Below are 26,463 nucleotides of genomic sequence, written 5' to 3' on the forward strand. Positions count from 1 at the left end.
CAAGGTGGATGTTGAATCACCGGAGAAGCTCGTCGTCACATCACAATCGATTCATCGATCACGGGACGTGCTCTAGGATCAGAGCCACCGGCACGAAAAAGCCCGCGGCATTCGCGCCACGGGGTTGGGAAAAGTCAATCACTGAAGCGGTAGCGGGGGTCAGATCAGCTCTTCACGACAGCAGATGTCACTTTCTCGGAAACGTAGCCGAGACTGTTGCCAATGATCAGCGAAATCACCACAGCTGCCGCGACCTTGCTGATGCCGCTTGGACCCTCGCCATAGGCGGCAGCGCCAAGCAGAAAAAGTGCCGCGGTCGTTGCGTAGCCATAGACCGCTGATGGAATGGCACTCAGCAATGGCAGCTTGGCAGCGAGAATCAGCACTACGATTGAAACGCCGACGCAAATGCCGGCCGTGAGAGCCGTGACACCAATAGACGTCAGTGCTATCAATGCGCCGGCAGCGCAGATCGCTCCCCAAAGGTTTGCAAGCGCCGAATTCTTGAACCCGGCTTCCTTGCCGCCACAGTGGTAGAAACTCCCCCAGCCCACAAATACCGCCCAGATCAGCAGATAGGGGTTGCCGATCGTGATCGCTGCCCACGTTGCAATGCCGCCCATAATGCCGATGACGACGGCCAATCCTGTAATAAGATCCATAATTGTCCTCCCATTTTTCCAAACCGCGAAGCAAAGAACTCGTTTCAGGACCACGCTTTGCTGACGTCCCGATACGGAAAAGCCATGGCATCAGCCGCGGCGCCCAAGAACGGGACCGGCAAGCGAACCAAAACGTCAGGCCCGCTCCCGACCAGACGCTTCAGGGCACGATGACGCCGCGGCCGGTGAACCGACGGTTCTTGAAATCGTCGAGCGCGGTGTTGATGCTGGCAAGGTTGTATTCGGTGTAGTGCATCTTCACCTTGCCGTCGGCGTTGAGCTCCATCAGTTCGACAAGCTCGGTGAAATTGCCGACCAGGCTGCCGCCGATGTTGATCTCCTCGATGACGAGATGGGCGGTCGGCACATTGATATTGCCGCCATAGCCGACGACGAACAGTTGCCCGCCCTTGCGCACCATCTTCCAGCAGATGTTCTCGACACCGAGTTCACCGACGAAATCGATGACGACATGGGCGCCGCCGCCGGTGATCTGGCTGACCTCCTCGACAATGTTCGGCCCACCATCGAGGACGAAGTCGGCGCCGAGATCTTTGGCCAGCACCTGTGCTGCCGGCTCGCGATCGACGGCGATGATGCGGCAGCCCGAGATCGCGTGCAGCGATTGCAGCGCGATGTGGCCGAGCCCGCCTATGCCGAGCAGCACACAATAGCTCCCTGGTCGCAGCAGTTTGGCGGCGCGCTTGGCGGCGCGATAAGCGGTGATGCCGGCGTCGGCAAGCGGCGCCACCTCGATCGGCGTGACGTTGGTGTTCAGCTTGATCAACGAACGCTCGCTGGTGATGAAATACTCCGCGAAGCCGCCATTTATGCCGAGGCCCGGAAATTGGCCGCTATCGCAGTACATGTCCTCGCCGTGCCGGCAGTTGAGGCAGATCCCGCACGAGCGGAAGGGATGGCAGATCACGGCGTCGCCGCGCTTGACCGACTTGACGCCGCTGCCAACTTCCTCGACCCAGCCAGCATTCTCGTGACCCATGATGTAGGGCAACAGCGTGCCTTCGGGATCCATGGTCGGCTTCCACACACCCTCGATGATGTGCAGGTCGGTGCGGCAAAGGCCGGCAGCACCGACCCGCACGATCACTTCGTCGGGGGCGGTGATTGTCGGCGCCTTAACCTCTTCGATCCTGAGCTGGACATTCATTTGCGGATCGTATTCGTACAGTCTGGCAGCTTTCATCGTCGTATCCTTTCAACGTCGAGATTTATTCGGATCGCTTTCGGATTGCTCAGGCGCGGCCGAGCTTTTCAGAGCCGCCGCCGCGAGCCGGTCCGGCCGTCGGGTCCTCGTCCTCGGCGAGATGGCCGATCAGCGTTTCGGTGGTCAGGATCAGCGTCGCCACCGAAGCTGCGTTGGCGAGTGCTGTGTAGGTGACGCGGACCGGATCGATGATCCCTGCCTCGAACATGTTCTGGTAGCTGCCGGCAGACGCGTTGTAGCCGTAGCCGCCGTTGATGCGCGTGACTTCCGCCACGACCGCTTCGGGATCGGCGCCGGCATTGACGGCTATGCGCCAGAGCGGCCGCGACAGCACCGATCGCACCAGGCGCACGCCTTCGGCGACATCGCCGTCGACGTCTGCCGCCACCCTGTCGAGCAGCGGCGCGATCTGGGCAAGCGCCGAGCCACCTCCGGCGACCACGCCCTCTTCGGATGCGGCGCGCACCGCATTCAGCGAATCCTCGATGAGCTGAATGGTTCGCTTCTGCTCGACCGGCGTGACACCGCCGGCATAGAGAATCGCGGTGCCGCCAGAAAGCTTGGCCAGGCGTTCGCGCAGCTTGTCCTGATCGATATTCGGCGGCGAAGCTTCATACTGCCGCTGCACCTGAGCGCGACGCGACGCGATTGCCGCGTGGTCGCCGCCGCCGCGGATGATCGAGGTGTAGGACGAACTGGTCTTCACCCGGTCAGCCGTTCCGAGATCGTCGGCGGTGATGTCCTCCAGCCGACCGCCGAGGTCGCGCGCGATCACCTTGCCGCCGGTGATGATCGCCAGATCCTCCATCATCGCCTTGCGCCAATGGCCATATTCCGGCGGATGGACAACGAGGTATTTTCCAGGTCCTTGCTTGCCGAGCAGCGTTACCACGACTTCCGGCGACATTTCCTCGGACACGATCAGCAGCGGCCGACCATCCTCGGCGGCAATGCGGCGAGCCGAATCCAGCGCCTCGGGCTGCTTGATCTTGAGATCGGTCATCAGGATGTACGGCCGTTCGAGAACAGCCTCCATCTTCTCCTGGTCAGTCACCATGTGATGAGAGAGATAGCCGCGGTCGAAGGACATGCCCTCGACCACATCGAGCGTGGTCTCGGTGGTGACGCTGAAGTCCGTGGTGATGACGCCTTCGGCCCCCACCCGCTGGTGGGCTTCCGCCACCAGTGCGCCAAGCTTGGCATTGGTCGCCGCAATGTTGGCGACCGAGGCGAGAATGCCGTTTCCCTTAGCCGGTTTGGCCGAAGCCTTGAGCGCCGCCACCACCGCTGTCACGGCAAGGTCGATGCCCTTGCACAGATCGACGGATTTCACGCCGCGTTCATTCGCCTCCACACCGCCCTGGATGAGAGCGTTGGCGAGCACGATGGCAGTCGTGGTACCGTCGCCGGCGACCTCGTTGGTTTGCATCGACACTTCGCGAACGACCTGCGCGCCCATGTTTTCGAAACGGTCGTGCAATTCGATCTCGGAGGCGATGCTGACGCCGTCACGGGTCACCATCGGCGTGCCGATCGGCCGGTCGATCATGGCGTTCATGCCTTTGGGGCCGAGCGTCGGCTCGACGGCAGCGGCCAGCCGAAAGACGCCACGGGCGAGAGCGCGGCGGGCGTCGGAGTTGTGAAGCATTATTTTGGGCATGATTCCTCCTTCCGCCTTACGGGCGGGTTGTTGGTTAGGGGCCTCGTGCGAGGGAGGCCGTTGTTTTCGGCTCTGCTTCAGGCGGTCGGCGCGGCTCGTGCCGGCACGCGATCCATGATGAAATCGACCAGTGTCGGTTCGCCGTCGACCACATCGAGTTCCTTGTATCTGGTCTGCTTGAGTCCACGGCACAGCGCGCCGTTGAACTCCATATTGACGCGCACACCGCGCAGTTCGGCGAGATGGGCGCCGAGTGCGGCAGTCGGTATGCGTTGTCCTTCCCAGGTCACGAAGACGGGATCATCCGCCCGGCGGTCGGGAAAACGCTCGATCAGAGCCGACCTGTACCTCGGCTTCTGTTTGGCCGCTTCGCCGGGTTCGAACCGCGCGACGTCGTACGCCGGCAGGTCCATGCCGAGGGTTTCCCGATCTGTCAGACCGTGCTGCCGGAGGCCACGCAAGACTGCCTCCTGGCGTCGCTTGAACGCCTTCATCGCAAACGTTTCCCGCAGACCTGCGAGATCGAGGTCGCCAGCAAGTTCGCCAAAGATCTCGCCGAATGCCTTGCCAGCCTCTATGCCGCGATTTACCTCCTCCGCGAACATATGGTCGTGCAGCTTCACCCGATAGGCAGGCGACCACGAAAGCTGGTCGAGCGCTTTGCAGACGCCGTCCAGCATAAGGAAAGCGAAGTTGGGCGAGCACCAGTAGGTCGGCAGGCGAAAGTCGACCTGCACGCCGCCGTCGTCGTCGACTGCGGCGAGCTCGACGAAGCCCATCTCGGTGATCGATTCGTCGAGCTCCGGATCGTTGACCTCACCAAGGCGTCGCCGGAGCTCATTCTCGCGGCTACCGGAAAAGGCGGTTGCCATCGCTCCTACTCCGCGGCGATGCTAAAAGGCGAGTTGGCAAATTCCGCCTTCCGGGCTTCGATGTCGATGTCGTAGAGGCGGGCAGCGTTGAGACCGAGAATCTTTTCCTTGATCTCGTCGGTCAGCTGCACGCCGCGCTCGGCGGCGATGTCCTCTGGAATCTGATAGGCCCAGAGCTTTTCGACCAGCCAACGCGGGGTCCAGATCGCGTAGTCGGAACCGAATAGGATCTTCTCCGGACCGATCCAGAACAGCAGCTCGGCGATCACCTCGCCGAAATAGCGCGGACGCGAATGAATAAAGGGCAGTGCCACCGCGAGCCCGGCATAGACATTGGTCTCCTGGGTCGCGATCCAGCAGAAATCATCGAGGCGCGGTAAGCCGCAATGCTCCACGATCCAGTTGAGGCCCTGGAAATCGGTAGCAGCATGATCCACGTCGTGTACGTCAAACGCATCCTTGCTGAGCGGGATTATCGTCGGACCCTTGTGGACGTGGATGTTCCTGATGCCGAGCTTGTCGCAGAGCTCGAAGCATTTGTAGGCCTCGGGGTCGTTCAGCCGCCAGCCTTTTGACGCGCCGTTCCACTCGGCGGTGTACATCTTCACGCCTTTAATGTCGTAGGTCTCTTTCATGAAATGGATGTATTCGAGCGCCTTTTCGCCATCGCGCGGATCGAACGCCCCATTCACAATGAAGCGGCCGGGATACTTCTTGGCGATCTCCGAGGTGCGCTTGATGCAGCCGAAGCCGGTCTTGTAGAAATCGCTTAGAGACGTGGTCTGGAAAATGGCGATGTCATCCGGTCCGTCGATGAACAGGTCGTTGTAGAGATTCTCGGCCGAGTACTTCTCGAACTTGCTCTTCTCCCAAAGCTGCTCCTTGGGGCTGAGCCCTGTATGATAGGCGTAGAAGCAATCGATGAACTGCTTGCCGTGAATATTCTTCTGGTTCTCCGGGCTGCCGTCCCAGAAATGGGTGTGGCCATCGACCACGAAAATATCCTTGCCTTCCGGTGTCCTAAACATTCCTACCTCCACAAAATGGGCGTTGATCGTTCGGCGCGCCGCAGCCAGGCGGCGCGCCCGATTTTCTTGGGCGCCTATTCGATGTATTCGAACATTTCGTCCATGTTGCCGAACAGGATCACGGTGTTGTCGTCGATGCGCACCATCCGCCCGTAGTGGGTGGAGCTGTTGACCTCGAAGGTTTCCGCCGTCATCTCGCGGCCGAGATATTCGCTGATCTCGTCCATCTTGAAGATCAGCTTGCCGGTGCCGTCGATCCGGATCATCGCCGGTTGGTAGGTTACGGTCACGTTCGGCTTCAGGCCCATGAATTCAGCGATGGCCCTGGCTTCCACCGAGTCGTTCATGGTGACGCCGCACTGATGCGAAATCGTCTGTTCGAAGGTGATGTCCTTCATCGCCCTGAAGATGTTGGATTGCGATGCGTCGCGTGCTGCAGTTGACATGACGGTTTCTCCCTGTGTCAGCGCTTGAGGCCAAGTTCGCGGAGTATCTGACCAATCCGTTCCTCGGATTTGGCACGGACATCCGCAAATGCGACCGGCTTGGAATGCGGCATCGACCAGATCGGCTGCAGGCCGGTGGCTGCCTTGTCGGCGAGCGCGCCGTGTTTCTCGACCCAGCCCTGGAAGAGCTTCTTGTTCGCCGCGCCGTGCTTCTCGTCGTTGGCGAGCATGTGCATGAGGTCGATCGTGTTGGCGAGGTTGCGTTCGTAGTCGGCCTCGGCTGCCGAGATCACCGCAGGCGTTATGAAGTCGTGGTTGGCGGCGGCGATCTGCATCAGGAAGCCTGAGCGGAATGCTTCCCCGACCAGCGGCTCGAAGACGATGTTGATGGCGAAATACTGTTCGAGATAGTCGGTCGCGCCCATGATGGTTTCGACCGCCTCGCGGGTACCTTGCCAGTTGTTGTCCTCGAGCCAGGCCTTCTTGCCAAGTTCGTCGTCCCAGCCGGGAAGGTCCATGCCGATCTCGGCAAGGTAGAGCGTGATGTCCTGGGCAAGCCGCAGCTTGTAGGACGAGTTGGTCAGCGTCGCGTTGTTGATCATCTGGGTGTAGCCGTAGCGCTGCGCCTGCATCAGCGAGGTGCCGAGCCCGAATTCGGAGTGCTTCCAGGCGCCGAGCTGCGTCTGCAGGATCTTGACCCAGGCCTTATCAAAGGTCTTCGGCGCCCCCGACTTGCGGGCGTTGTTGATGACGCTCTGCACCATCGTCTCGATTTTCGACTGGCGCTGGTAGTGCGTGCGTTCCCACTCCTGATCGGGGGCGCGAAAGGCATGCCAGTTGGAGCTCTGCGCAGCAGTGTTCTGCTTGACATAAGCGCCCTTGCCGTCGGCAAATGAGATGATCCAGTCCTGGATCAAGTAACGCTCCGGGTCAGGCTGCACGTCGACGGTCATGTCTTCGTAGTGCGTGGCGCGCTGGCCCTTCGGGTCGAAATACCGGTACTTCCGGCTGTCGGAATCGGCAAAGATCGCCGCGCCGGCGGCTCCGGATCCGACTGAACTCGAGATAGCTGGCATAGTCTTCACTCCCTTGTTGCAGTTGTGGTTGCAGTTGCGTGGCCGTCCCCTCAGTGGGTCGGCGTAGCACCTGTCGATGTGGTGAACTTGTCGAAGAAGATCCGCTCAGTCTCGAACCCGTTCATGAATAGAACCGGCTGAAGCGCATCAATCATCGGTGGCGGGCCACAGGCATGGACATCGCCCTGCCCGTCGACCGCAAGTTGCTTGAGCTTGGCGTCGACACTCTGGTGTACGAAACCGCGTTCGCCTTCCCATTCGGCGTCATCAGCCGCGTGCGACAGCACGGGAATGAAAGTGACATCCGAATGCTGGCCGATCAGCTCGGCGATCCTGTCGAGATAGAACAGGTCGTTGCGGGTCCTGGCACCGTAGAAGAAATAGACCAGACGTTTCTCGCCGCTCTTCAAATGGTCGTTGAGGATCGACCAGATCGGCGACATGCCCGAGCCGGCGCCGACCAGGACTAGGGGTCCTTGCCGTTCTTCCCGACGGAAACAGGTTCCGTAGGGTCCGACGACGGTGACTTCGGCTCCAACCTTGATTCCTCCGGAATCGAGTTCTCCAGAGAACTTTCCCTCAGGGTATTTTTTGATGATGAAGCAGAGTTTTTCGGTTTGGTCCGGCGTATTTGCCATGGAGAACGAGCGCGTAATCGTCTCCCCTTTTTCCGTGGTAACCGTGATGTCGACATATTGCCCCGCCCAGAACTTTATCGGCGAGCCGAGTTCGATCTCGATGCCGCGAATGTCGTGGGTCAGGTGCTCGATCAAAGCAATCCGGCCGTTGAACGTCTTCACGGCGATCGCTTTCGCCAAAATCTCCTCGTCGTAGTTGAGAAGCTCGACTTCCAGATCGGAGTAGGCGATGCAGCGGCACAAAAGCACGTGGCCGCTCTCCTTCTCCATGTCGTTCAGCGCGAAAGTCGAGTATTTCAGCATGTCGACTTCGCCTTCGAGCAACACGCTCTTGCAGGCCGAGCATTGCCCTTCCTTGCAGCCGTGCGGCAGGGCGATGCCCTGGCGGAAAGCGGCGTTGAGTACCGTTTCGCCATTTTCGACATCAAATTCGACGCCGACCGGGCTGAGCCTGACCGTGTGGGTTTCCGACATACGGACCTCCAGTGAAAGGAAGGGGCGGGACGAACCCGCCCCCCTTTGGCCTGATCAGTTGCAGGGATTGATCGTGAAGCCGGCCCGGTATTCCGCCAGGTGCTTCTCACGATCCGCGGGTGACATGGCACGCAGCGCGTTGAGCGGCGACCCGAGCTTGTTGCCTCGCACGTCGTCCAGCGTCCACATCTCCTTGTCGGCGAAACGCATATGCGGCTGCGGGACCAGCGTCTTGCCGTCAGAGCGGACGAAGTTCAGGTCCTTGATGGCATCGGCCAGATCCCAGCCGTCATAGAGCGTCTCCCATTCGCGCTTGCCGCTGAAGCGGCCCATCGCGGGCGTCGGACGGCCCTGATATTCGTCGGCGAACGCCACGGTGGCAGTCCACTTGTCGAGCTCGTGGGCGAAGGTATGGAGCTGGCCGTCGATCTCGCCGACCACCATATCCTCGCGGATCAGGCAGGGAACAAGGCAGGACCAACAGCGATGCGGATAGACGTAGCCAACATCGCTGTTGAACAGCAGCACCTTCTCGCCCTTGTGGCTGAGCTTGGCGTACCATTTCCAGAAGTCGCCGAATTCGGCGTACCAGCCTGGATATTTGTGCTCGAACCACTCGAAGTCCTTGTCGGTCTGAGCTTCGATGCGCCAGAAATTGACCGGCCAGCCGACCGCGAAGAACTGCCCGACCTTGTGGACGTAATTCTTCTTGGTGATGCGTTCCCAGGCCGCCTGGACGTCGTCGTGATGGACCTTGATGCCGTATTTCTCGAGCGGCAGCATGTAGGTGCGGTAGTAGTCTTCATAGATCCAGCGGTGCCACATTTCCGCGTAGGACTCTTTGTTCTTGTCGCGGTTGGTGGTGCCGTATTCGATGAAGGTGCCGATGGCCGCATCGACGATCGCGTGGTTCTGCCAGAAGGCATAGCGCAGGTCGCGCTCGAGCAGCAGATGATTTTCCGGCTCCTTGAGCGCCGCCATCAGCAGCGAATGGCCATTACCGATATGCCGGCTCTCGTCGGACTGCACCGACAGGAAGACAGTCGGCAGCGCATAGTCGCCGTTGCGGGCGGCTTCCGAAGGCATGGCGACAAAGAGCGTGTTGGTAAAGGCGGTTTCGGCCACCACGGTCAGGTACATGCAGGCGGCAGTCATGGTGTCGCCGGTGATGAAGCCTTCCGCGAACTGCCGGCCGATGGTCGTGGCGTAGCATTTGCCGAAGGCTTCCTCGGTGATGTCGAAGCCAGCCGGATCGATGTAGTTCTCCATGTACCATTTCTTCAGGTTCATCTGGATCGTCGAGTGCCGGAATTCGTCGATCATCTGCATGGTAAACCCGGTCCTGAGTTCCTCCCCGGGTGCTATACGGGCGACCATCGCCATCGAGCGGGCAGCGGAAATTTCCGGGAAGGGAATGATCGCCAGAAAGAGCTTCATCCACTCGACCCAGCGCGGCTCCACATTGCGGAACATGTCGCCGCGCAATGCCGCATCCAGCGCGCCGTAAACCCGGTTGTCCTTCTCTTCCTGCATCGGAAAGTACGACCGCAAAACCTGCTTCATCGGGTCGCGCGGCGTCTTGTTGATCTTGTAGTCCGTCGGAAACGTCATCGCTTCCTGGACGTAGGAAGGATTCCAGCCGAGATCGGCAATCTTCTTGGTTGCCTCGCCGACGGAAATTCCGCGTTGCGAGGTAATCTTGTTGAGCGTCAGAGACGTCATGGTCATAAGCCTCCACCAGGTTTGAGCCGCAGGTCCCTTGACCCCGGCATGGAGCGGCGCACAGCACCGCTAGTGAGAGTGCGAACGGCACGACAAAGGGTTACGCGTTCAGGCGCGACTCATGGTCCGGCCATTCAAGTGGATCGCGGCAAAGGTGTTAGACTCCGACAGGGACCGCGGCGCCAATCGCATATGCGATGGGCGTATCGAAGCGGACGTGACCTGCTTCCTCCGTTCCTTCGTTCTTTTGGCACCGCGTCAAAAGCGCGATGGGCTTCTTGTGGAAATGTACAAAGCAAGCACCGTGCCAATTTGAAAATGGCGCCCGTGCCTGACGCTAAAAACAAATCGCCGCCCTTTCGGCACACGAAGAGGACGGCAACTGTAACGTTCTTTTACAGTTGTAACGTACGCATGTAATATTTAATATCTATTCGCAATTGCGATATATCAAGTTAGCATTCGCAGCAAATTTGAAAAACACACATCATCTATTTTATTCTTCTCGTTTCTCTACTATTTGAGGGCGATGGCTCACGGACGGGCCTCGCATTGGAGAAAAACCGTGGCGAACGACAAAGACAGCCGGAGGCAGCCCGAGCCAATGTCCAGCCAGGCTGATGGCGTCACCGTCGATCTTGTCAGGCTGATGCCCCGCGATCTGGTCTTTGTCATGCGCTTTATGGGCGAGAGCCAACACCGCCTGCAGAGCCACTTCCAGGACTTCATCCGGGCCGAGCTTGCTGCCGGCGGCGTCACCACGGAAACGCATCCGATGGTCCATCTGTTCATCGAGAACCATGCGATCCTGTTGCGCGACTTCGTGTTTTCCGGCGTTGCGCTGTCGCGGCAGTTCCGCGTCGAGGAGATCGAGCGCCTTACCGGCGATACGACATCGATGATCCGCGTCGACATCTGGGATCAGCTCAAGAGCCACATCGAAACTGCCGAAAGACAGTTCCAGTCGCAGGCCGGCACGTTGCCAAATTGCTGTCGGCTTTCGAAAAACCACCCGGACCGACGGCTGGGACCGAAAAATGATGGAGGATCCGATGGGGCAAACTACCAGGCGTGACATGTTGCTCGCCCGCCGGCTCGATCTTGTCGCCAACGTCTCCGCGCTGACTGCCGAGGCGCTGCGGCTCGATCAGAAACGCGCCGGTATCGAGATGGAGGTGCTGCGCCTGGAACTCGATATCGGCAGGAGCGGCGCCAGCGCGCAACTGGTGCAGGATTTGCATGAGGCGGAGGAGAGAGCCGCGGCGGTCATGCGGGAAGGCGCGACGTGCGAGCAACGCATCGCCGCCGCGGAGGGTGAGGTCGAGGACATCGACCTCAGCCTCGCGGCGACGGTGGGTAACTGACGAAGGGAATGGTCATGAACCAGCACGCGATACAGAACCTGACCTTGTTCGACCTGCTGGCGCGAAGCTGGCGTCGCCCGTCGGCGATCGCCGACCTGCGCTTCAGCGCCGATGGCGCGGCTGTCGCATGCACCAGCGTGGACGGAACGGTCGCCATAGCCGCAGTCGCGGACCAGGAGCCGCCGGAATCGCGGATCAGGGTGAGCGGCGATCTCGGCCAGACGACGATCCGCCCGCGGGAGAAGCCACCGGCACCATTGATCGCCACCGCTGCGTTGGGGGATGGAGACGTCCCGCTCGCCAGCTACCTTTCCTTCGGCTTCCTCGTTGGAACGGCGGCTGGCGAAGCGGTGCATCTGGCCGCGGACGGCAATGTGATGGACACGCTGGTCAAGATCGACGGGCCGGTCGTCGCCGTCGACCACAACCCCCGGACGGCCATCACAGCCGTCAGCAACGGGCAGGATGTCTTCCTGGCACGCGGCCAAGGCGATGCAGTACGACTGCGACACGATGCGACACCGTCCACGGGTGCGCTTGCCTTTTCGCCAGGCGGAAGGCGCCTCGCCCATGGCCTAGGCGACGGATTGTCGATCTGGGCGGTCGACGGCGACGCTACCCCGATACGCGACGTGTCTTTTTCGGCGCGCCCGGTATCGATCCGCTGGAGTGGAGACGGCACATGGCTGGCCTGCGGGCTCGAAACAGGCGGCTTTGCCCTGGTCAGCATGACCGATGATCGCTACGGCATCGTCGAGGGATATGCATCGCCGGTCCGGACCGTGTGCTGGAGTCTGCCGGAGAATGCGCTGTTTGCGTCGGGCGCCTTCCGGATCGCCGGCTGGTCGATGACCGCTCCGCCACTTGACGGCGACACCTCGGGCGCGCTGGAGACTGGCCGCGCCGGGCTGGTTCCGGTCGAGACAATGGCTGCGCACCCGGAGAAAAAACTGATTGCGGCCGGCTATGCCAACGGCCGTATCACCATCGCCCAGATCGGCGCGCGAGACGAACTCCTCGTCAGGCCGCTGGGCAGCGCGGTGACCGCGCTTGCCTGGTCCGGCGACGGACGCCACCTGGCGGTGGGCGCAGTCGACGGCACCGCCGCGATCATCACCTTTCCCGCACAGATGTTCAAATAGCAAAGGCAGGCCCGCATGCAAAAGGAGCACAAAATGCAAACCGAACCCACCCCCGAGGACGAGAGCAAGGACGAATTCTTCGAACGGCTCGCCAAGCTGTCTGAAGAAATGGTGGCCAAACACGGCAAGGATTTCAGTATGGGCGCATTGGTGCTTGCCGCCCGCTGGATTGCCGAAAACCGCGTCGGCCAGTTGAAGACCAACTAAACTCACGACCAGTCAATTGCGCTCGAAAGCCATAGCTCCGAAGGAGCTTTCAGGCGGATTCGCCGTACAGGTTTGCGCAGCGCTGGCCGTGCATGCCATTCCTTCAGATTGCGACTTTACTCTGGATCGATGGCCCATCCGGACGCGACTCAATCCAGCGATCGCAGATGCCGCACGGGACGCTGGCGATCGGCGGAGGTATCAGTTGCGCGGTAGTCATTTGATGGCAGTGTCCATCACGGAGCACGAGCCGGCTTGCTGGTCGGGCGCGGCGGTCGCCCCGTCAACAAGCTCACCTATGGCGGCAGCCGCTAATCGCCGGGCAGCCGTTACGCGCCCTCACCCAGCGGCGGACCGCCAAGAGGGCGGCGCTATCGGCCCAACGGCTGCCTTGATAGGGAAATCAGTTCTGTCTCGTCGGTCACGCCGGCCATGTAGTTGGCAATAATCCGAGACGCGAGCGCCTCACGCTGACCAGTCGATTGACCTTCAAGCTTGAGCTGCTCGAACGCCCGAGCCAGCAGAGCCAACTCGGACGGATCGAAAATACCAGCTTCCTGGGCTTTTCGACGGATCGCCATGGCATCCTTCAAAGACAATCGATTGTCTTGGCAACGTTTGCCGCGACATTGTGTTCCGGGAGGTGGTTCAAGACGAGCCTGGGCGGCGCGCACCCTCGCTGGCCCTCTGCCAACAGCCACTGACGCCAGTGGCCGCTTGCCGGCATGCGCTATGAGCGCACCACCAAAGGCACCAGACCCTCATGACGGTGGTCGAGATAACACACAACACGGTCGCCAATGCGCTCGAAGATGAGATCGACTTTCGCCTCGCCTATGGCCAGGTGGCGGATAACGATGTTGTCGATGCCGATAGGCAGCCGCGGGCGTTCCACTGTGATCTCGCGTTTCCAGCCGTCAACCCGAATGCCCAGGCAAGCCTGCAGCATCATGAAAGCGGAGCCAGCCGACCAGGCTTGCGGCAGACAGGCGACCGGGTAGGCCACCGGTGAATCGCTGGCCGCACGCGTAAAGCCGCAGAACAGCTCTGGCAGCCGCATGTTGAAACGGACCGCCGCCTCGAACATACCGCTCATCAGCTTCACGACGCTGTCGCGTTCGTGATAGCGGGCGAGCCCGGAGGCGCAGAGCGCGGTGTCGTGCGGCCAAATCGAGCCATTATGATATGACATCGGGTTGAATGGGATCTCGTCGTCGGCCAGTGTGCGAACGCCCCAACCACTATGAAGGTGAGCAGAGAGCAGTTGGCTGGCAAGTGCCTGCGCCCGTTCCGCCGACGGCAGCCCGACATAAAGCAGGTGACCGGCGTTGGACGTGCGGACCGCGCATTGCTTGCCTTCTCCGTCGATCGCCAAAGCATAGAAATCGCGGTCCGGCATCCAGAAATGCGTCTCGACCGCCTGACGGATCCTCTCTGCCAGGGCGCTCCAGTGCGCCGCCTTGGCGTCGTCGCCGCGCCGGGCGGCCAGCGCCGCCATCCCTTGATATGCGGCGAAGGCATAACCTTGTACCTCGACCAATGCGATCGGCCCTTTGGGGATGGTACCGTCGGCATGGAAGACGGCATCGGAACTGTCCTTCCAGCCTTGGTTGAACAGACCCGTGTCGGCCGCCCGGTTGTAGGTTACAAAGCCCTCCCCGTTGCGGGCTCCGACCTCTTCCATCCAGGCAGTGGCAGCGCCCAGCGAGTCCCACATACGGTCGACAAACGCCTCGTCTCCGGTGCGTTCGGCGTAGGAGGAAGCCAGATAGACATAGAGTGGCGTGGTGTCGACGCCGCCATAGTAGCGGCCGAACGGCAACTCGCGCAGCACCGCCATCTCCCCCTTGCGGGTCTCATGCATGATCTTGCCGGGTTCGGCGTCGTCGAACACAGAGGTCTCGGTCGACTGATAGTGGGCAAGAAAGGCCAGTACGCCGCGGGCAAGGTCTGGATTGAGCCAAAGCATCTGCAAGGCGGAAATGACGCCATCGCGGCCGAAAGCCGTCGAGAACCAGGGGATGCCGGCATACGGGTATGGCCCGGTCTCCAGATCGGTCGTCAGCAGCGCGATGTCGGCGCGCGTGCGTGTCAGCCAGTCGTTGAACACGCGGCCGGAGCTGAAGACGGTGGCGCCCTGCCGGCGCTTTGAGCGCATGGCGAAGCGGGCTCGCGCAGCGGCCGCGCGGAAGCGGTCGCTGGAGGGAGTTTCTTCGCTGTGGCCCACCTCCAGGTACAATGCTCTGCTGTCACGCCTTGCCACGACAATGAGGAAATCGGCGTGATTGGGGTGCACCTGATCGGGCTTGATCGAGAACGCGATGACCGATTGACGCGCCACATTGTCGAGGCCTTCATATCGGAACGTTACGCTCGCCTCGCCGACCAGTGCGTCATGCGCGCGGCCGCGGCGGCTACGCGTAGTGCCGCGCACCTCGAACATGTCACGGAAATCGGCGTCGAAGTCGAGCCTGACCGGCAGAACCACCTCGCGCGCGGAGTAGTTGGTGAACTTGATGCGTTCGAACATGCGGTCCTGCCAGATGAACCGCGTCCGATCGACGTGGACGACGCCCGGCAAGGCTTCGCTGCCATTCGGCCCGATAGTGGCCAAATTGGTAAGATTGGCGGTGAACAGGATATTGTCCTGCGACAGCGAGGCGCCGAGCAGTGACGGCATCCGGCCGCCGATGAACAGGCGGAAGCGCGATAAAACACGCGTGTCGTCACGGAAAAGCCCGTCGCCGGTGCCGCGTATGTCGCCGTAGCTGTCTGCGACGACGAAGCAATCCTCGTGTTTCAGCGCAAATTGCCGATGCGGCTCGCGCGGCGCCGTTTCGTCGATTGCCGGGAGCGCCACGGCTGGATCAATCTTGCGGTCTTCGAGTTGAGTGGTCATGGTCAACCCCTCCCGTCCAGAAGCGACCAACGGCTCAGGCGCTGATCCGAGCAGCCGAGCCGTCGCCTTGCTCGGTCAGGTAGACATAGTCATCATTGCGGCATTTTTAGCGCGCTGGTTTTGAGAGCCAAGTGCTTTCGTCATGTCCTCCGAGAGCGAGCCATAGATCGCCACGTAGTCGCGGCACATGCGCTCGACCGTGAACCGCTCTTCAAAAGTCCGTCGCACCTGTGCACGATCGAGGCCGTTTATCCGCCGCACCGCATCCACAGCTCCGTCTGCTGTGTCGACGATCAACCCGGACACACCATCGTCGATGACCTCCGGAACGGCACCGCGCCTGAACGCTATCACAGGCGTGCCACAGGCCATCGCCTCGATGGTTACGAGTCCGAAGGGTTCCGGCCAGTCGATAGGGAACAAAAGCGCTGCCGCATTGCCCAAAAAGTTTGCTTTTCGCCGTTCGTCGATCTCGCCGATGAATTCCACGTTCGAATTTCGAAGCACCTGGGGTTCGACCGTCTCCTTCCAATAGGATTGGTCTACCTTGTCGATCTTGGCGGCGATCTTCAGCGGCATTCCGCTACGCGCAGCGATCTCAATGGCCGTTTCCGGCCCCTTTTCCGGAGAGATGCGGCCGAGGAATGCGAGATAGCCCGAGGCTTTCGGGCGAAACGGCAGAAGATCGCGAGGCAGACCGTGATACACCGTTCCGGCCCAACGGACAGGCGGCATGGGCCAGCGTTGATCGTAAGAAATCGAAACCAGCGGAATGTCATCAAACATCGAATAAAGCTGAGCCAAGTCGGGGAGGTCGAGACGTCCATGGAGCGTCGTAACGGTTCGCTCGGCAAAGTCCCGGACTACCGGGAAGTGGAAAATATCGATGTGAAAATGCAGCACGTCGAATTCATCGGCCCGCCTGCGCACCTGTTCAAGCATCATCACGTGGTGGGGAATGTCGTGCCGAACCCTGGGATTCAGGCGCAATGCAATATCGCAACACGGGACCAATTCGGCAGAGGTGCGTGAATCACCGCTGGCGAACAAGGTCACGTCATGCCCCTGTCGAACAAGCTCCTCAGTCAGATATGAAACTATCCGCTCGGTCCCGCCATAGGTCCGCGGCGGCACGGCTTCGGTAAGGGGGGCGATCTGGGCAATTTTCATCTGCAACACTTCTCGAAAGCGAAGGTCATCCTTCAGAAAGCCCCGACGGCAATCCCCTTCCTCGCGTTCATTGCAGTGCGGTCCTCCCGGGCCAACTCTCGAAGGGTCGATATGTTCCCGGCGGGAACTATCGCCGCGTCAGGCGAGTTCAACTAGGGACCAAAGGAGAACCAGAATGGCTACGAAGCTTCAGGACACAAAAGCCGTCAAGGGATCGAGCAGCGAGCACGGCGGCAACCGCGCTGGCAATCAGGACAAGAAGGACAAGCCGCAAAAGAGCAGCCAGGCTGCCGGCAGGGATCCAAGGCGCGGCAAGGACTAACCGAAGCCCTGCCCCGGAGGCGGACAATAATGGCTGCGACCATCGAGAGGAGTGACACATGGCAAAGACAAACTTGTCTGCGAAAACCAACCACCCTGTATCGGGAAAGAGGGCAAGCGGCAGCGACAAGGCCAAGCAACCGGCCAAGGGCGGTGCCCAAGCCAGGAACGCCCAGGAATGGGGCGGCGGATCGAAAGCGTCGAAAGGCAAGATCACCCGGGCAGACCGGGAAAACCCCAACTCAAGCCAGCGCAGCTAAGCTTTTCGCATTCATCTAATCAGTCGGCCCAATCAGTCGGGGCGGAATTTCGAGCTGCTCGGCCGGATGGGTTCGGATTGGGGTTGGGTTCGGATCCCGGCAGGTCTCGCCGGTCGTTGGCGCCGCTTCGACATTGCAATTCGAAAATGATCGAAGGCTCCGTGCCACGGCGCCGGTAATTGCGGCCTTGACGCGATGTGCATTAGGTCGTTTGTTGCGGGCGGAAGTGCCACGGGAGGAAACCATGGAAGTCACCCTGGAGGCAGATGGCCTCGCAGCGCGGTTCCACGTTTTCACGCCAATGACCGGCGAGGGCTCCCGCGCATGAGTTCCGGAGCGATCCTCGAAGCAGCGGGATTGACTAAGGAATTTGGGGGCTTTGTCGCTGTCAACAATGTCAACCTGACGGTGGAGCGAGGATCGGTCCACGCGCTGATCGGCCCCAACGGCGCAGGCAAGACGACCCTCTTCAACCTGCTGACCAAATTCCTCCAGCCAACGCGCGGCGCGATCCGCTACCAAGGCCGCGACATCACCAGGATGCAGCCGGCCGACATCGCGCGGCTGGGCCTTGTGCGCTCCTTTCAAATATCGGCGGTGTTTCCGCACATGACGGCACTCGAGAATGTCCGCATCGCGCTGCAGCGCCGGCGCGGCGACAGTTTCGATTTCTGGCGCTCCGAAAAAGTGCTCTCCAAGTTCGATGGCGAGGGTGCGGCGCTTCTCGCCGATGTCGGCCTGACCGCGTTTTCAGACATCCGCGCCAGCGATCTGTCCTACGGCCGCAAGCGCGCGCTTGAAATCGCAACGACGCTGGCGCTGAACCCTGAAATGCTGCTTCTCGACGAGCCCATGGCCGGCATGGCGCAAGAAGACATCGAGCGCATCTCGGCGCTGATCCGGCGCATCTCCAAGAACCGCACCATTTTGATGGTTGAGCACAATCTGTCGGTCGTCGCCTCGCTGTCGAACCGCATCACTGTGCTCGCTCGCGGCAAAGTCCTCGCCGAAGGCGACTATGCTGCGGTTTCCAAGGATCCGCGCGTTATCGAAGCCTATATCGGGGCCGGACATGCCTGAAGTTGAACTTGCAAGCAGGCCGGCTGCTGGCCCCTCGACGAGACCCCTGCTTCGCGTCGATGGCCTGCAGGGCTGGTACGGCGAGAGCCATGTGCTTCACGGCGTCAGTTTCGAGGTTGGCGAAGGTGAAGTGGTGACGCTGCTCGGCCGCAATGGCGCCGGCAAGACGACGACGCTGAAGGCGATCATGGGAATTCTTTCCAGGCGCTCGGGCTCGGTCACCTATGAAGGTCGGGAAACGATCAAGCTGCCGTCGCGGTTGATCGCACAGATGGGCATCGCCTACTGCCCCGAGGAACGGGCGATCTTTTCCAGCCTCTCTGTCGAGGAGAATTTGATGCTGCCGCCGCAGGTGCGGCCCGGTGGGCTCACCGTCGAGCAGATTTTCGAGCTCTTCCCGAACCTGAAGGAACGGCTTTCGAGCCAAGGCACCAAGCTATCGGGCGGCGAACAGCAGATGCTCGCCATCGGCCGGATCTTGCGGACGGGCGCCAAGCTCTTGCTGCTCGACGAGCCGACCGAAGGGCTTGCGCCGGTCATCGTGCAGCAGATCGGCCGCACCATTGCCCGGCTCAAGAACGAGGGATTCACGATCGTTCTCGTCGAACAGAATTTTCATTTCGCCGCGTTGGTCGCGGACCGTCACTACGTGGTGGAACAGGGGCGCGTGATCGACACCATCCCCAACCACGAACTCGACGCCAACATCGACAAGCTGCACGCCTATCTCGGCGTCTAGACATCATCAACGGCGCGTTGCGCCGCAATCGGAGGGAAGTAGCGATGAAAAAAATGGGATTTGTCCTGGCTTCGATGGCGAGCCTGCTGATGGCCGGCGCGGCCTACGCCACAGATGTCAAGATCGGCGTTCTGAATGACCGTTCCGGCATCTATGCAGACATCGCTGGCGAAGGCTCGGTCATCGCGGCCCAGATGGCGGTCGAAGACTTCAAGGCGACGGACAAGGGCATCAATGTGTCGATCGTCTCCGCCGACCACCAGAACAAGCCGGACGTCGGCTCGAACATCGCCCGCCAGTGGTACGACACCGAAAACGTCGATGTAATCGCCGATGTGCCAACCTCGTCGGTGGCGCTCGCCGTCAACGAGATCACCAAGGAGAAGAACAAGATCTTCCTCGCCTCGGGTCCGGCCTCGTCCGACCTCACCGGCAAAGCCTGTTCGCCCAACACCGTCCACTGGACCTACGACACCTGGGCGCTTGCCAACGGCACGGGCTCGGCCATGGTCGCACAGGGCGGCGACAGCTGGTTCTTCGTCACAGCCGACTACGCCTTCGGCCACGCGCTCGAGCGCGATACGACGGCGGTCGTCGAAGCATCGGGCGGCAAGGTTCTCGGCGCCGTCCGTCATCCTTTCCCCGGCCAGGATTTTTCGTCCTTCCTGCTGCAGGCGCAAGCGTCGGGCGCCAAGGTCGTCGGCCTCGCCAATGCCGGCGGCGACACGATCAACGCGGTCAAACAGGCGTCGGAATTTGGCATCACCCAGGGTGGCCAGGCGCTCGCCGCCCTGCTGATGTTCATCAACGACGTGCATGCGCTTGGCCTCGAAGTGGCGCAAGGCCTCGTGCTCACCAGCGCGTTCTACTGGGACAAGAACGATCAAACGCGGGAGTTCTCTGCCCGTTTCCAGGAGCGGAATGCCGGACAAAAGCCTTCGATGATCGAGGCCGGAGTCTACGCTTCTGTCCTGCATTACCTTAAGGCCGTCGAGGCCGTCGGCGACAAGGATGCGGCCAAGGTGATGGCCAAAATGAAGGAAATGCCGACCGAGGATCCGCTATTCGGCAAGGGCACCATCCGCGCCGACGGGCGCAAGCTGCACGACATGTATCTGTTCCGAGTCAAGAAGCCGGACCAATCGAAGGCTCCATGGGACTATTTCGAGACGGTGGCCACCATTCCGGCCGATAAAGCGTTCCGCCCGCTCGCCGAAGGCGGCTGTTCGCTCGTCAAGTAAGCGAGCCTCGCCAACGATGCGCCGAACAGCTCGGCGCGTTGTTTTGTCGACAAGTCAGCTGGAGCGACCATGTTCGAACTGCTTGGAATTCCGCCTCAGGTCCTGTTCGGGCAATTGCTGCTCGGGCTGATCAATGGCTCCTTCTATGCGGTTCTGAGCCTCGGGCTGGCGGTCATCTTCGGTCTCCTGAACATCATCAATTTCACGCATGGCGCCCAGTACATGCTGGGCGCCTTCGGCGCCTGGATGCTTCTCAACTATCTTGGCGTCGGTTACTGGTGGGCTGTGTTCATCGTCCCGCCGATTGTCGGCGTCACCGGCATCGTGCTTGAGCGCGTCCTGATCCGACGGCTCTATCACCTCGACCATCTCTACGGGCTGCTTCTCACATTCGGCCTGGCGCTGATCATCGTCGGCTTCTTCCGCCAGTTTTTCGGCGTATCCGGCCTGCCGTACCCGCCGCCGCCGCTTCTGAACGGCGGGTACAATCTCGGCTTCATGTACCTGCCGAATTCGCGCGCCTGGGTGATCGTGGCTTCCCTCATCGTGTGCCTTGCGACCTGGTTCATCATCGAAAAGACCCGGCTTGGCGCCTATCTCAGGGCTGCGACCGAGAACCCGACCATGGTCGGCGCGTTCGGCATCAACGTGCCGCTGCTGGTCACGCTCACCTATGGTTTCGGCGTCGCACTCGCGGGTTTCGCCGGCGTGCTCGCCGCGCCGATATACGCAATCAATCCGAACATGGGGGCAGACCTGATCATTGTCGTCTTCGCCGTCGTCGTCATCGGCGGCATGGGCTCGATCCTGGGCTCGATCCTCACCGGCTTCGGGCTCGGGCTGATCGAGGGGCTGACCCGCGTATTCTATCCGGAAGGCTCGGCGGTGGTGATCTTTGTCATCATGGCGCTCGTGCTGTTGGTCAAGCCCGCGGGTCTGTTTGGACGGAGTGTGTGATGACAACCGACACCAACCCGATCGCTATGACGGCCATAACGTCCGTCGGCGCTGCGGGCATGCCCCGTCATCACCTTGCGATCTTCGCCGCGCTGTTCGTCTTCCTCGTCGCCGCTCCATTTCTGCTCTATCCGATCTTTGTCATGAAGGTGCTGTGCTTCGCGCTGTTTGCCTGCGCCTTCAACCTGTTGCTCGGCTTCGGCGGTCTCCTGTCCTTCGGCCACGCAGCCTATTTCGGCATGGCGAGCTACGTCTCGGCCCATGCAGCAAAGGTGTGGGGCCTGACGCCTGAGCTTGCCATTATCGCGGGCACGCTGGTGGCAGCCGTGCTCGGTCTCGCCATCGGCTCGCTCGCCATTCGCCGCCACGGCATCTATTTCGCCATGGTGACGCTGGCTTTTGCGCAGATGATCTATTTCTTCTCGCTGCAGGCGGCGTTTACCGGCGGCGAGGACGGCATCCAGGCCGTGCCGCGCGGCCATCTGTTCGGGCTGATCGACCTCCGTTCGAGCGAAGTTCTCTATTTCTTCGTGCTGGCCATCTTCTTCGCCGGCATATTGCTGATCTATCGGATCATCCATTCGCCGTTTGGCCAGGTGTTGAAGGCGATCCGCGAGAACGAGCCGCGCGCGATCTCGCTGGGCTATCGGGTCAACCGCTACAAGCTCGCCGTATTCGTGCTGTCGGCCACGCTCGCCGGCGTCGCCGGCGCAACCAAGGCCATCGTGTTCCAGTTGGCGTCGCTTACCGACGTCTACTGGACGATGTCCGGCGAAGTCGTGCTGATGACGCTGTTGGGCGGCATGGGCACGGTGTTCGGACCGATCGTCGGCGCGGCAGTCATCGTCACGATGCAGAACTACCTCGCGACATTCGGCGATTGGGTCACGATCGGCCAGGGCATCATCTTCGTTGTCGCGGTGCTGTCGTTCCGGGAAGGCATCGTTGGCGTCCTGGCAAAATGGATCCGAAAACCGCTCTGACCGGGTCGTGAAACCTAAATTTCGGATGATCCGCGGTCGACCAAGTGGGGCCGCAGCGACACGGCACACAGCGTGGTCAGCATCCTCAACTAGGCAGATTTCTCATCGGATGCGACCACCAGCAGTTCGAACGTCACGCAGACGGGGTTAGCGTCGCGGCGAAGGCGACCTGCTGATATCACACCGTCCATGCCGACCAGCGCGATGTCGAGCGTGCAACGACCGGAGCGGACGGCGCCCGTGACGAGAACTTCCGTCGCATAGGAGGAGACCGCCGAGCCGTCGTCGAAATCCGCGCCGACCAGGCTGCCGATGCCCTGGATCGAGGCGTGGTCAAAGCCGTGCCGTCGGCAGACGGCTTCGATCGCCTGGCCGATATCTTCGTTGGGCCTTACCGTGCAGATGGCGGCGCGGCGGCCGCGGCGCTCACCCAGGAGCGGAGCCCTGATCGGCGCGAAAAGGCGAAAATTCGTCTCGGCATCGTCGCGTACGTCGAACAGCGCGCCCTCGATACCCCAGGCGGTGACCTCGACCGGCTCCGCCAGATGCGAGTCGAGCGGCAGGAGATGGCCCATGCGGCGCACGCCGTCGGGTGTTCGCCAGATGCCATGGCAATGAAGAAAAGGCTGTTCGTCGCGCCGGCCGGCAACAAGGCCCGCATCCTCGATGACCGTTATGCCTTCCGGCGCGAATGTATCGCTGTACCACGCGGCGTGCGTGCCATCGGGAGAGGCGGCGGGGATGACGTAGCGCATTGGGTCAACCCGCGCGTTGCGCAGGCGGATATACCCGCCGCTGAACCCGGCGACCGCGAGGGCCCGCGCCACGGCGTCATTGATCGAGCGACCGGCTTCGAGCCGCAGCGTCAGCCGCTCTGCGGCGCAGGGCATCGCTGCGAAACGTTCCGAGGCGATCGGACCGGGATGGCGGATGCTGCGCATCGGAGCCATCTCAGGCGACAAGGCCGGCATGGATGAAGCCGCCATCGACGGCGAGAATCTGGCCGTTGATGTAGCTGGCCTCGCCGGAAATCAGGAAAGCCACCGCTCCCGCGATCTCGCGCGGCGTGCCGTAGCGGCGCTGCGGCACGCGATCCAACCACTGCCGGCGGACATCCTCCGAGCTCATTGGCCATGACGAGCGTGAGCAGATTCTGGCCGCCCTTCGATGCGCCGTAGGCGCTGCGGCCCTTGTTGCCGCAAAGTCCAGAAACAGAGCTGATATTGACAATCGCTCCCGGCAGCTTCCGTTCAAGCCAGTAGCGCGCCGCAGCGCGCGAGACGATGAACGTTCCGGTGAGGTTCACGTCGACAATGCGGCGGAAATCCTCGACGCTGGTCTCGACCGACGGCCGGTCCATCGCTATGCCGGCGCAATTCACGACTGCGGCAAGGCTGTGCGCGGCGGTGATCCGGCCGATGGCCTCGTCGACAGCCGCTTCGTCGACGACGTTGCAGACGATGCCGCGTTCCATGCTGAGGCCGAGATCCGTGCAGGCCGAACCCAGCGCTGGCGCGGCGAGATCGAGGAGGAAGACCTCGAAGCCGCGCTCGGTCAGCAGGCGCGCGGTCTCAAGGCCGATGCCCGATGCGCCGCCGGTGATCGCCACGGCGCGGCTTTGATGGCTGCTGTTCATCGCCTGCTCCTCATGCCGAGAGCTTCGGCTCGGGCGGTCCCAACTCGCCGCGGCGCTCCAGCTCTTCGCGAATCAACTTCTTGGCGATCTTGCCATAGGCCGATTTGGGCATCGTCTCCCACCACACGAAGCGCTTGGGCATCTTGTAGCGGGCGAGCTTGCCTTCCAGCCAGCGCTCAATCGCGATCGTTTCGCGCACAACGCCGGCGCGTGCGACGCAAACCGCGACGCCGACCTCGCCCCAGACGGGATCGGGAATGCCGAGAACGGCGGCTTCGCTGATGTCGGGATGGAGCAGGATCTTCTCCTCGATCTCGCGCGGATAGATGTTGGAGCCGCCGGAGATATACATGTCGGACGAGCGGCCGGTGATGTAGACGAAGCCGTCTTCGGCCATGTGGCCCAGATCGCCGGTGCGGAACCAGCCGTTGCGGAACGCTGCGGCGTTGGCTTGCGGGTTGTCGTAATAGCCGGCGAAGACTGCAGGCCCGATCACGCAGATTTCGCCGGTTTCGCCGGGCGAGACGGCATTGCCGGCGTCGTCCTGGATCTCGACCTGCATGGCCGTGCGCTCGAAACCACAGGTTCCGATGCGCGCTTGCGGGCCATCCTCGACGGAATGATAGGAAGGAGGCTGCACAGTGATATTGCCCGTGACTTCCCCCAGGCCAAAATACTGGACCAGAACCGGCCCCAGTTTCTCGAGCGCCCGCTTCTGGTCGGCGCGGTACATCGGCGCACCGGCATAAATGACATAGCGCAACGAGGAATGGTCGAACCGGTCGACGCTGTCGTCCTCGACGAGCATCTTGAGGATGGTCGGCACGGTGAAGGCGTTGGTCACCCGCCATTTTTCGACCAATGCCCAGACCGTCGGCACGTCGAGCTTGTCGGTTGGCAGGAGGATAGACTTGGCGCCGTGCGCCACCTGCACGAGTTGATGGATGCCGGCCCCATGCGACAGCGGCGCCACCACGATCGAGGCGTCGTCGCGCGTCGTAGCGGGCATCAGGTCGCACAGATGATTGGTGATGACAAAGCCCATCTGGCCATGCGTGAGCACGGCGGCCTTTGGCCGGCCGGTCGTGCCGGAGGTGAAGAAGAACCAGCAGGGATCGTCGCGATCGACGGCGACGCTGGCAACGGTCCGGCCGGCAAAACGGGCGGCGACGGCGTCGTAGTCATCGCCGAATTCGGCCGCGCCGATCGACAGGACGAAGTCGATCCCGGGGGCTGTTTCCCGGCAGGCAGCAGCATGAGCCGGGAAGACCGCGCCGCAGATCAGGCCACGCGCGCCGCTCGCCTTGGCGAGGTAGGCGACTTCGTCCGGCGACTGGCGGTAGTTCGCCGGCACCCAGACGGCCCCGAGCCGGAGGCAGGCGAACATTGATTCGAACATCTGGTTGCAATTGGCCGACTGGATCAGGATACGGTCGCCCTTTGTCACGCCGAACGCGTCGCGGAGTGCAGCGGCCATCGCGTTGACGCGCGCTTCCATCTCGCGCCATGTCCACTGCCGCTCGCGCCAGACGAAGCCGATGTCGTGTGGATTGCGGCGTGCCGCCTGGGTCAAAAAATGCGAGAGGTTCATGACGCGCGTGGAGGAAGGCGTCACGCCGCCTGGGGCCAGGGTCATTACTTGGCGCGCTCCAGCAACGACACGTAGACGAAAATGGCGTCAACGTCGCCGGGATCGACGCCGGCATGAGCAGGCGTGGGCGCCGCTCCCGTCGCCATCAACTGCGCGGTGTTTTCCAATTCCGACTTTCTGAACGCGGAATGCGCCCCTCCGTCGGTGTGAGCCTTCGTCATTGTGACAACCTCCTGGTGCGGGGCTTTAAAGTGGGGTGCTCGCGCATATGCGCGCGCGAGGCGAACATCTGGGCAAGCCGTTCCTCGACGCGCTTTGCCTCCTGCATGAGATATCCGACGAGTTCGATTTGTCTTGCCGGCTGCATCCGGCTGTCGATCGCCGCGATCGACAGTGCGCCGACTGGCCGTGCGTCAGCGCTGCGAAGCACAACCCCGACCCCCCAGGAATTGGTGACGATGCGGCCGGGATTGAGCGAATAGCTGTTGGCGCGCGTCGTTTCGACGTCGCGCCGGATCTGCTCGACCGGCAGCATTGGGTAGTCGGATTTGAGCACTGCGTCATTGGCGGCCAGCACCGCTTCCACTTCCTCGTCGGGGAGTGCGGCGAGCATAGCGAGGGAGCCGGCGCCGACGCCCAGTGGGTGCTCGAATCCGGCCTGCAGCGCGTGGGTCCTGACCGGGTAAGTCCCCTCTTCGCGATAGAGGCAGACTGAGTATGTGTCGCGGCGAACCGAGAGGAAGCTGGCATCCTCGGTCTTTCTGGAAAGGCGCAGCAGACTTTCCATCGAGACCTGAAGCAAGCCGAAACGTCGCGAGGCGAGGCTGCCCAGCACGTAAGCCTCCTCGCCGAGATAATAGCGCCGCGTCGTCTCGTCCTGCTCGATCATTCCCGCGCGCATCAGCGCCAGCAGCAGGCGGCGCGTTGTCGGCTTGTTGAGCCCACTTTCCTCGACGATATCGGAGAGCGAAACACCGCGGTCGGCGTGCCGGCCGACCATCGAAAGAAGGCTGAGCGCCCGGTCGACGCTCTGCGAGCCGGTCTGATCGCGTTCCGGGGGCGGCGCGATG

The 26,463-nt window shown here is 61.7% G+C and carries 27 protein-coding genes and 1 pseudogene; 11 read left to right on the top strand and 17 right to left on the bottom strand.

The features are described 5' to 3' along the window. Nucleotides 1–164: 164 nt before the first annotated feature. From AC0L3H_RS15060 to AC0L3H_RS15100, 9 genes are all read right to left on the bottom strand, one after another. Complete coding sequence (locus tag AC0L3H_RS15060; protein ID WP_473493882.1) at nucleotides 165–644, bottom strand: DUF1097 domain-containing protein; 480 nt, start codon at nucleotides 642–644, stop codon at nucleotides 165–167. A 178-nt stretch (nucleotides 645–822) separates the two neighbouring features. Continuing rightward, complete coding sequence (locus tag AC0L3H_RS15065; RefSeq protein ID WP_473585986.1) at nucleotides 823–1,866, bottom strand: NAD(P)-dependent alcohol dehydrogenase; 1,044 nt, start codon at nucleotides 1,864–1,866, stop codon at nucleotides 823–825. A gap of 49 nt (nucleotides 1,867–1,915) precedes the next feature. After that, nucleotides 1,916–3,547, bottom strand: a complete 1,632-nt coding sequence (gene groEL / locus AC0L3H_RS15070; protein ID WP_473585987.1) for a chaperonin GroEL — start codon at nucleotides 3,545–3,547, stop codon at nucleotides 1,916–1,918. Nucleotides 3,548–3,624: 77 nt separating this feature from the next. Next, a complete protein-coding gene (locus AC0L3H_RS15075; RefSeq protein ID WP_473585988.1) occupies nucleotides 3,625–4,419 on the bottom strand; it encodes an iron-sulfur cluster assembly protein in 795 nt (264 codons plus the stop codon). Nucleotides 4,420–4,424: 5 nt separating this feature from the next. Continuing rightward, on the bottom strand, nucleotides 4,425–5,447 hold the full coding sequence (locus AC0L3H_RS15080) for an amidohydrolase family protein (protein WP_473585989.1): 1,023 nt from the start codon (nucleotides 5,445–5,447) through the stop codon (nucleotides 4,425–4,427). A gap of 74 nt (nucleotides 5,448–5,521) precedes the next feature. Beyond that, nucleotides 5,522–5,893: an MmoB/DmpM family protein gene (locus tag AC0L3H_RS15085; protein ID WP_023799649.1), complete on the bottom strand. Its 372-nt coding sequence runs from the start codon at nucleotides 5,891–5,893 to the stop codon at nucleotides 5,522–5,524. A 17-nt stretch (nucleotides 5,894–5,910) separates the two neighbouring features. Beyond that, nucleotides 5,911–6,969, bottom strand: coding sequence for an aromatic/alkene monooxygenase hydroxylase subunit beta (locus AC0L3H_RS15090; protein ID WP_023799650.1), 1,059 nt, complete (start codon nucleotides 6,967–6,969; stop codon nucleotides 5,911–5,913). 50 nt (nucleotides 6,970–7,019) lie between these two features. Beyond that, nucleotides 7,020–8,081, bottom strand: coding sequence for a 2Fe-2S iron-sulfur cluster-binding protein (locus AC0L3H_RS15095; RefSeq protein ID WP_473585990.1), 1,062 nt, complete (start codon nucleotides 8,079–8,081; stop codon nucleotides 7,020–7,022). A gap of 54 nt (nucleotides 8,082–8,135) precedes the next feature. After that, entirely contained in the window at nucleotides 8,136–9,809 is a 1,674-nt protein-coding gene (locus AC0L3H_RS15100) for an aromatic/alkene/methane monooxygenase hydroxylase/oxygenase subunit alpha (protein WP_287237061.1), read from the bottom strand. A 559-nt stretch (nucleotides 9,810–10,368) separates the two neighbouring features. Between AC0L3H_RS15100 and AC0L3H_RS15105 the strand changes: the two genes are divergently transcribed. The 4 genes from AC0L3H_RS15105 to AC0L3H_RS15120 are packed head-to-tail and all read left to right on the top strand — an operon-like array spanning nucleotide 10,369 to nucleotide 12,516. After that, on the top strand, nucleotides 10,369–10,878 hold the full coding sequence (locus AC0L3H_RS15105; RefSeq protein WP_473585991.1) for a hypothetical protein: 510 nt from the start codon (nucleotides 10,369–10,371) through the stop codon (nucleotides 10,876–10,878). A 1-nt stretch (nucleotide 10,879) separates the two neighbouring features. Further along, the gene (locus tag AC0L3H_RS15110; protein WP_473585992.1) at nucleotides 10,880–11,167 is read left to right on the top strand and encodes a hypothetical protein; all 288 of its coding nucleotides are present in this window, start codon (nucleotides 10,880–10,882) and stop codon (nucleotides 11,165–11,167) included. 14 nt (nucleotides 11,168–11,181) lie between these two features. Next, a complete protein-coding gene (locus AC0L3H_RS15115; RefSeq protein ID WP_473585993.1) occupies nucleotides 11,182–12,309 on the top strand; it encodes a WD40 repeat domain-containing protein in 1,128 nt (375 codons plus the stop codon). 33 nt (nucleotides 12,310–12,342) lie between these two features. Then, nucleotides 12,343–12,516 (top strand): hypothetical protein, encoded by a 174-nt coding sequence (locus AC0L3H_RS15120; protein ID WP_167366274.1) that lies wholly within the window; start codon nucleotides 12,343–12,345, stop codon nucleotides 12,514–12,516. 371 nt (nucleotides 12,517–12,887) lie between these two features. Here the strand turns inward: AC0L3H_RS15120 and AC0L3H_RS15125 are convergent, their stop codons facing one another. From AC0L3H_RS15125 to AC0L3H_RS15135, 3 genes are all read right to left on the bottom strand, one after another. Continuing rightward, nucleotides 12,888–13,097, bottom strand: a complete 210-nt coding sequence (locus AC0L3H_RS15125; protein WP_473585994.1) for a hypothetical protein — start codon at nucleotides 13,095–13,097, stop codon at nucleotides 12,888–12,890. Between the two features lie 149 nt (nucleotides 13,098–13,246). Then, complete coding sequence (locus AC0L3H_RS15130) at nucleotides 13,247–15,415, bottom strand: amylo-alpha-1,6-glucosidase (protein WP_236388119.1); 2,169 nt, start codon at nucleotides 15,413–15,415, stop codon at nucleotides 13,247–13,249. 75 nt (nucleotides 15,416–15,490) lie between these two features. Further along, nucleotides 15,491–16,585, bottom strand: a complete 1,095-nt coding sequence (locus tag AC0L3H_RS15135; RefSeq protein ID WP_473585995.1) for a glycosyltransferase family 4 protein — start codon at nucleotides 16,583–16,585, stop codon at nucleotides 15,491–15,493. A 175-nt stretch (nucleotides 16,586–16,760) separates the two neighbouring features. Between AC0L3H_RS15135 and AC0L3H_RS15140 the strand changes: the two genes are divergently transcribed. The 7 genes from AC0L3H_RS15140 to AC0L3H_RS15170 all read left to right on the top strand — a co-directional run bounded on the left by AC0L3H_RS15140 (nucleotide 16,761) and on the right by AC0L3H_RS15170 (nucleotide 22,166). Next, the gene (locus AC0L3H_RS15140; protein WP_473585996.1) at nucleotides 16,761–16,907 is read left to right on the top strand and encodes a hypothetical protein; all 147 of its coding nucleotides are present in this window, start codon (nucleotides 16,761–16,763) and stop codon (nucleotides 16,905–16,907) included. 58 nt (nucleotides 16,908–16,965) lie between these two features. Further along, nucleotides 16,966–17,166 (top strand): hypothetical protein, encoded by a 201-nt coding sequence (locus AC0L3H_RS15145; protein WP_473585997.1) that lies wholly within the window; start codon nucleotides 16,966–16,968, stop codon nucleotides 17,164–17,166. A gap of 324 nt (nucleotides 17,167–17,490) precedes the next feature. Continuing rightward, nucleotides 17,491–18,246 carry an ABC transporter ATP-binding protein gene (locus tag AC0L3H_RS15150; RefSeq protein WP_023799662.1) on the top strand — a complete coding sequence of 252 codons (756 nt, stop codon included), beginning with the start codon at nucleotides 17,491–17,493 and terminating at the stop codon, nucleotides 18,244–18,246. After that, entirely contained in the window at nucleotides 18,239–18,985 is a 747-nt protein-coding gene (locus AC0L3H_RS15155; protein ID WP_473585998.1) for an ABC transporter ATP-binding protein, read from the top strand. Before AC0L3H_RS15150 ends, AC0L3H_RS15155 begins: the two co-directional genes overlap by 8 nt. Before the next feature lie 53 nt (nucleotides 18,986–19,038). Next, entirely contained in the window at nucleotides 19,039–20,226 is a 1,188-nt protein-coding gene (locus tag AC0L3H_RS15160) for an ABC transporter substrate-binding protein (protein ID WP_473586082.1), read from the top strand. A 69-nt stretch (nucleotides 20,227–20,295) separates the two neighbouring features. Beyond that, nucleotides 20,296–21,183, top strand: coding sequence for a branched-chain amino acid ABC transporter permease (locus tag AC0L3H_RS15165; RefSeq protein ID WP_473585999.1), 888 nt, complete (start codon nucleotides 20,296–20,298; stop codon nucleotides 21,181–21,183). A 59-nt stretch (nucleotides 21,184–21,242) separates the two neighbouring features. Further along, entirely contained in the window at nucleotides 21,243–22,166 is a 924-nt protein-coding gene (locus AC0L3H_RS15170) for a branched-chain amino acid ABC transporter permease (protein WP_236473244.1), read from the top strand. 89 nt (nucleotides 22,167–22,255) lie between these two features. Here AC0L3H_RS15170 and AC0L3H_RS15175 read toward each other — a convergent pair whose 3' ends face one another. The 5 genes and pseudogenes from AC0L3H_RS15175 to AC0L3H_RS15195 all read right to left on the bottom strand — a co-directional run bounded on the left by AC0L3H_RS15175 (nucleotide 22,256) and on the right by AC0L3H_RS15195 (nucleotide 26,462). Further along, nucleotides 22,256–23,107, bottom strand: coding sequence for a PPC domain-containing DNA-binding protein (locus AC0L3H_RS15175; protein WP_473586000.1), 852 nt, complete (start codon nucleotides 23,105–23,107; stop codon nucleotides 22,256–22,258). A gap of 10 nt (nucleotides 23,108–23,117) precedes the next feature. Then, nucleotides 23,118–23,802 (bottom strand): annotated as a pseudogene (locus tag AC0L3H_RS15180) (SDR family NAD(P)-dependent oxidoreductase). Nucleotides 23,803–23,812: 10 nt separating this feature from the next. Then, nucleotides 23,813–25,438, bottom strand: a complete 1,626-nt coding sequence (locus AC0L3H_RS15185) for an acyl-CoA synthetase (RefSeq protein WP_473586001.1) — start codon at nucleotides 25,436–25,438, stop codon at nucleotides 23,813–23,815. Further along, nucleotides 25,438–25,614, bottom strand: coding sequence for a hypothetical protein (locus AC0L3H_RS15190; protein WP_473586002.1), 177 nt, complete (start codon nucleotides 25,612–25,614; stop codon nucleotides 25,438–25,440). The genes AC0L3H_RS15185 and AC0L3H_RS15190 overlap by 1 nt, the downstream gene beginning before the upstream one ends. Continuing rightward, nucleotides 25,611–26,462 carry an IclR family transcriptional regulator gene (locus AC0L3H_RS15195; RefSeq protein ID WP_473586083.1) on the bottom strand — a complete coding sequence of 284 codons (852 nt, stop codon included), beginning with the start codon at nucleotides 26,460–26,462 and terminating at the stop codon, nucleotides 25,611–25,613. The genes AC0L3H_RS15190 and AC0L3H_RS15195 overlap by 4 nt, the downstream gene beginning before the upstream one ends. Nucleotide 26,463: the final 1 nt, after the last annotated feature.

The sequence above is a fragment of the Mesorhizobium sp. WSM4816 genome (assembly GCF_055811535.1).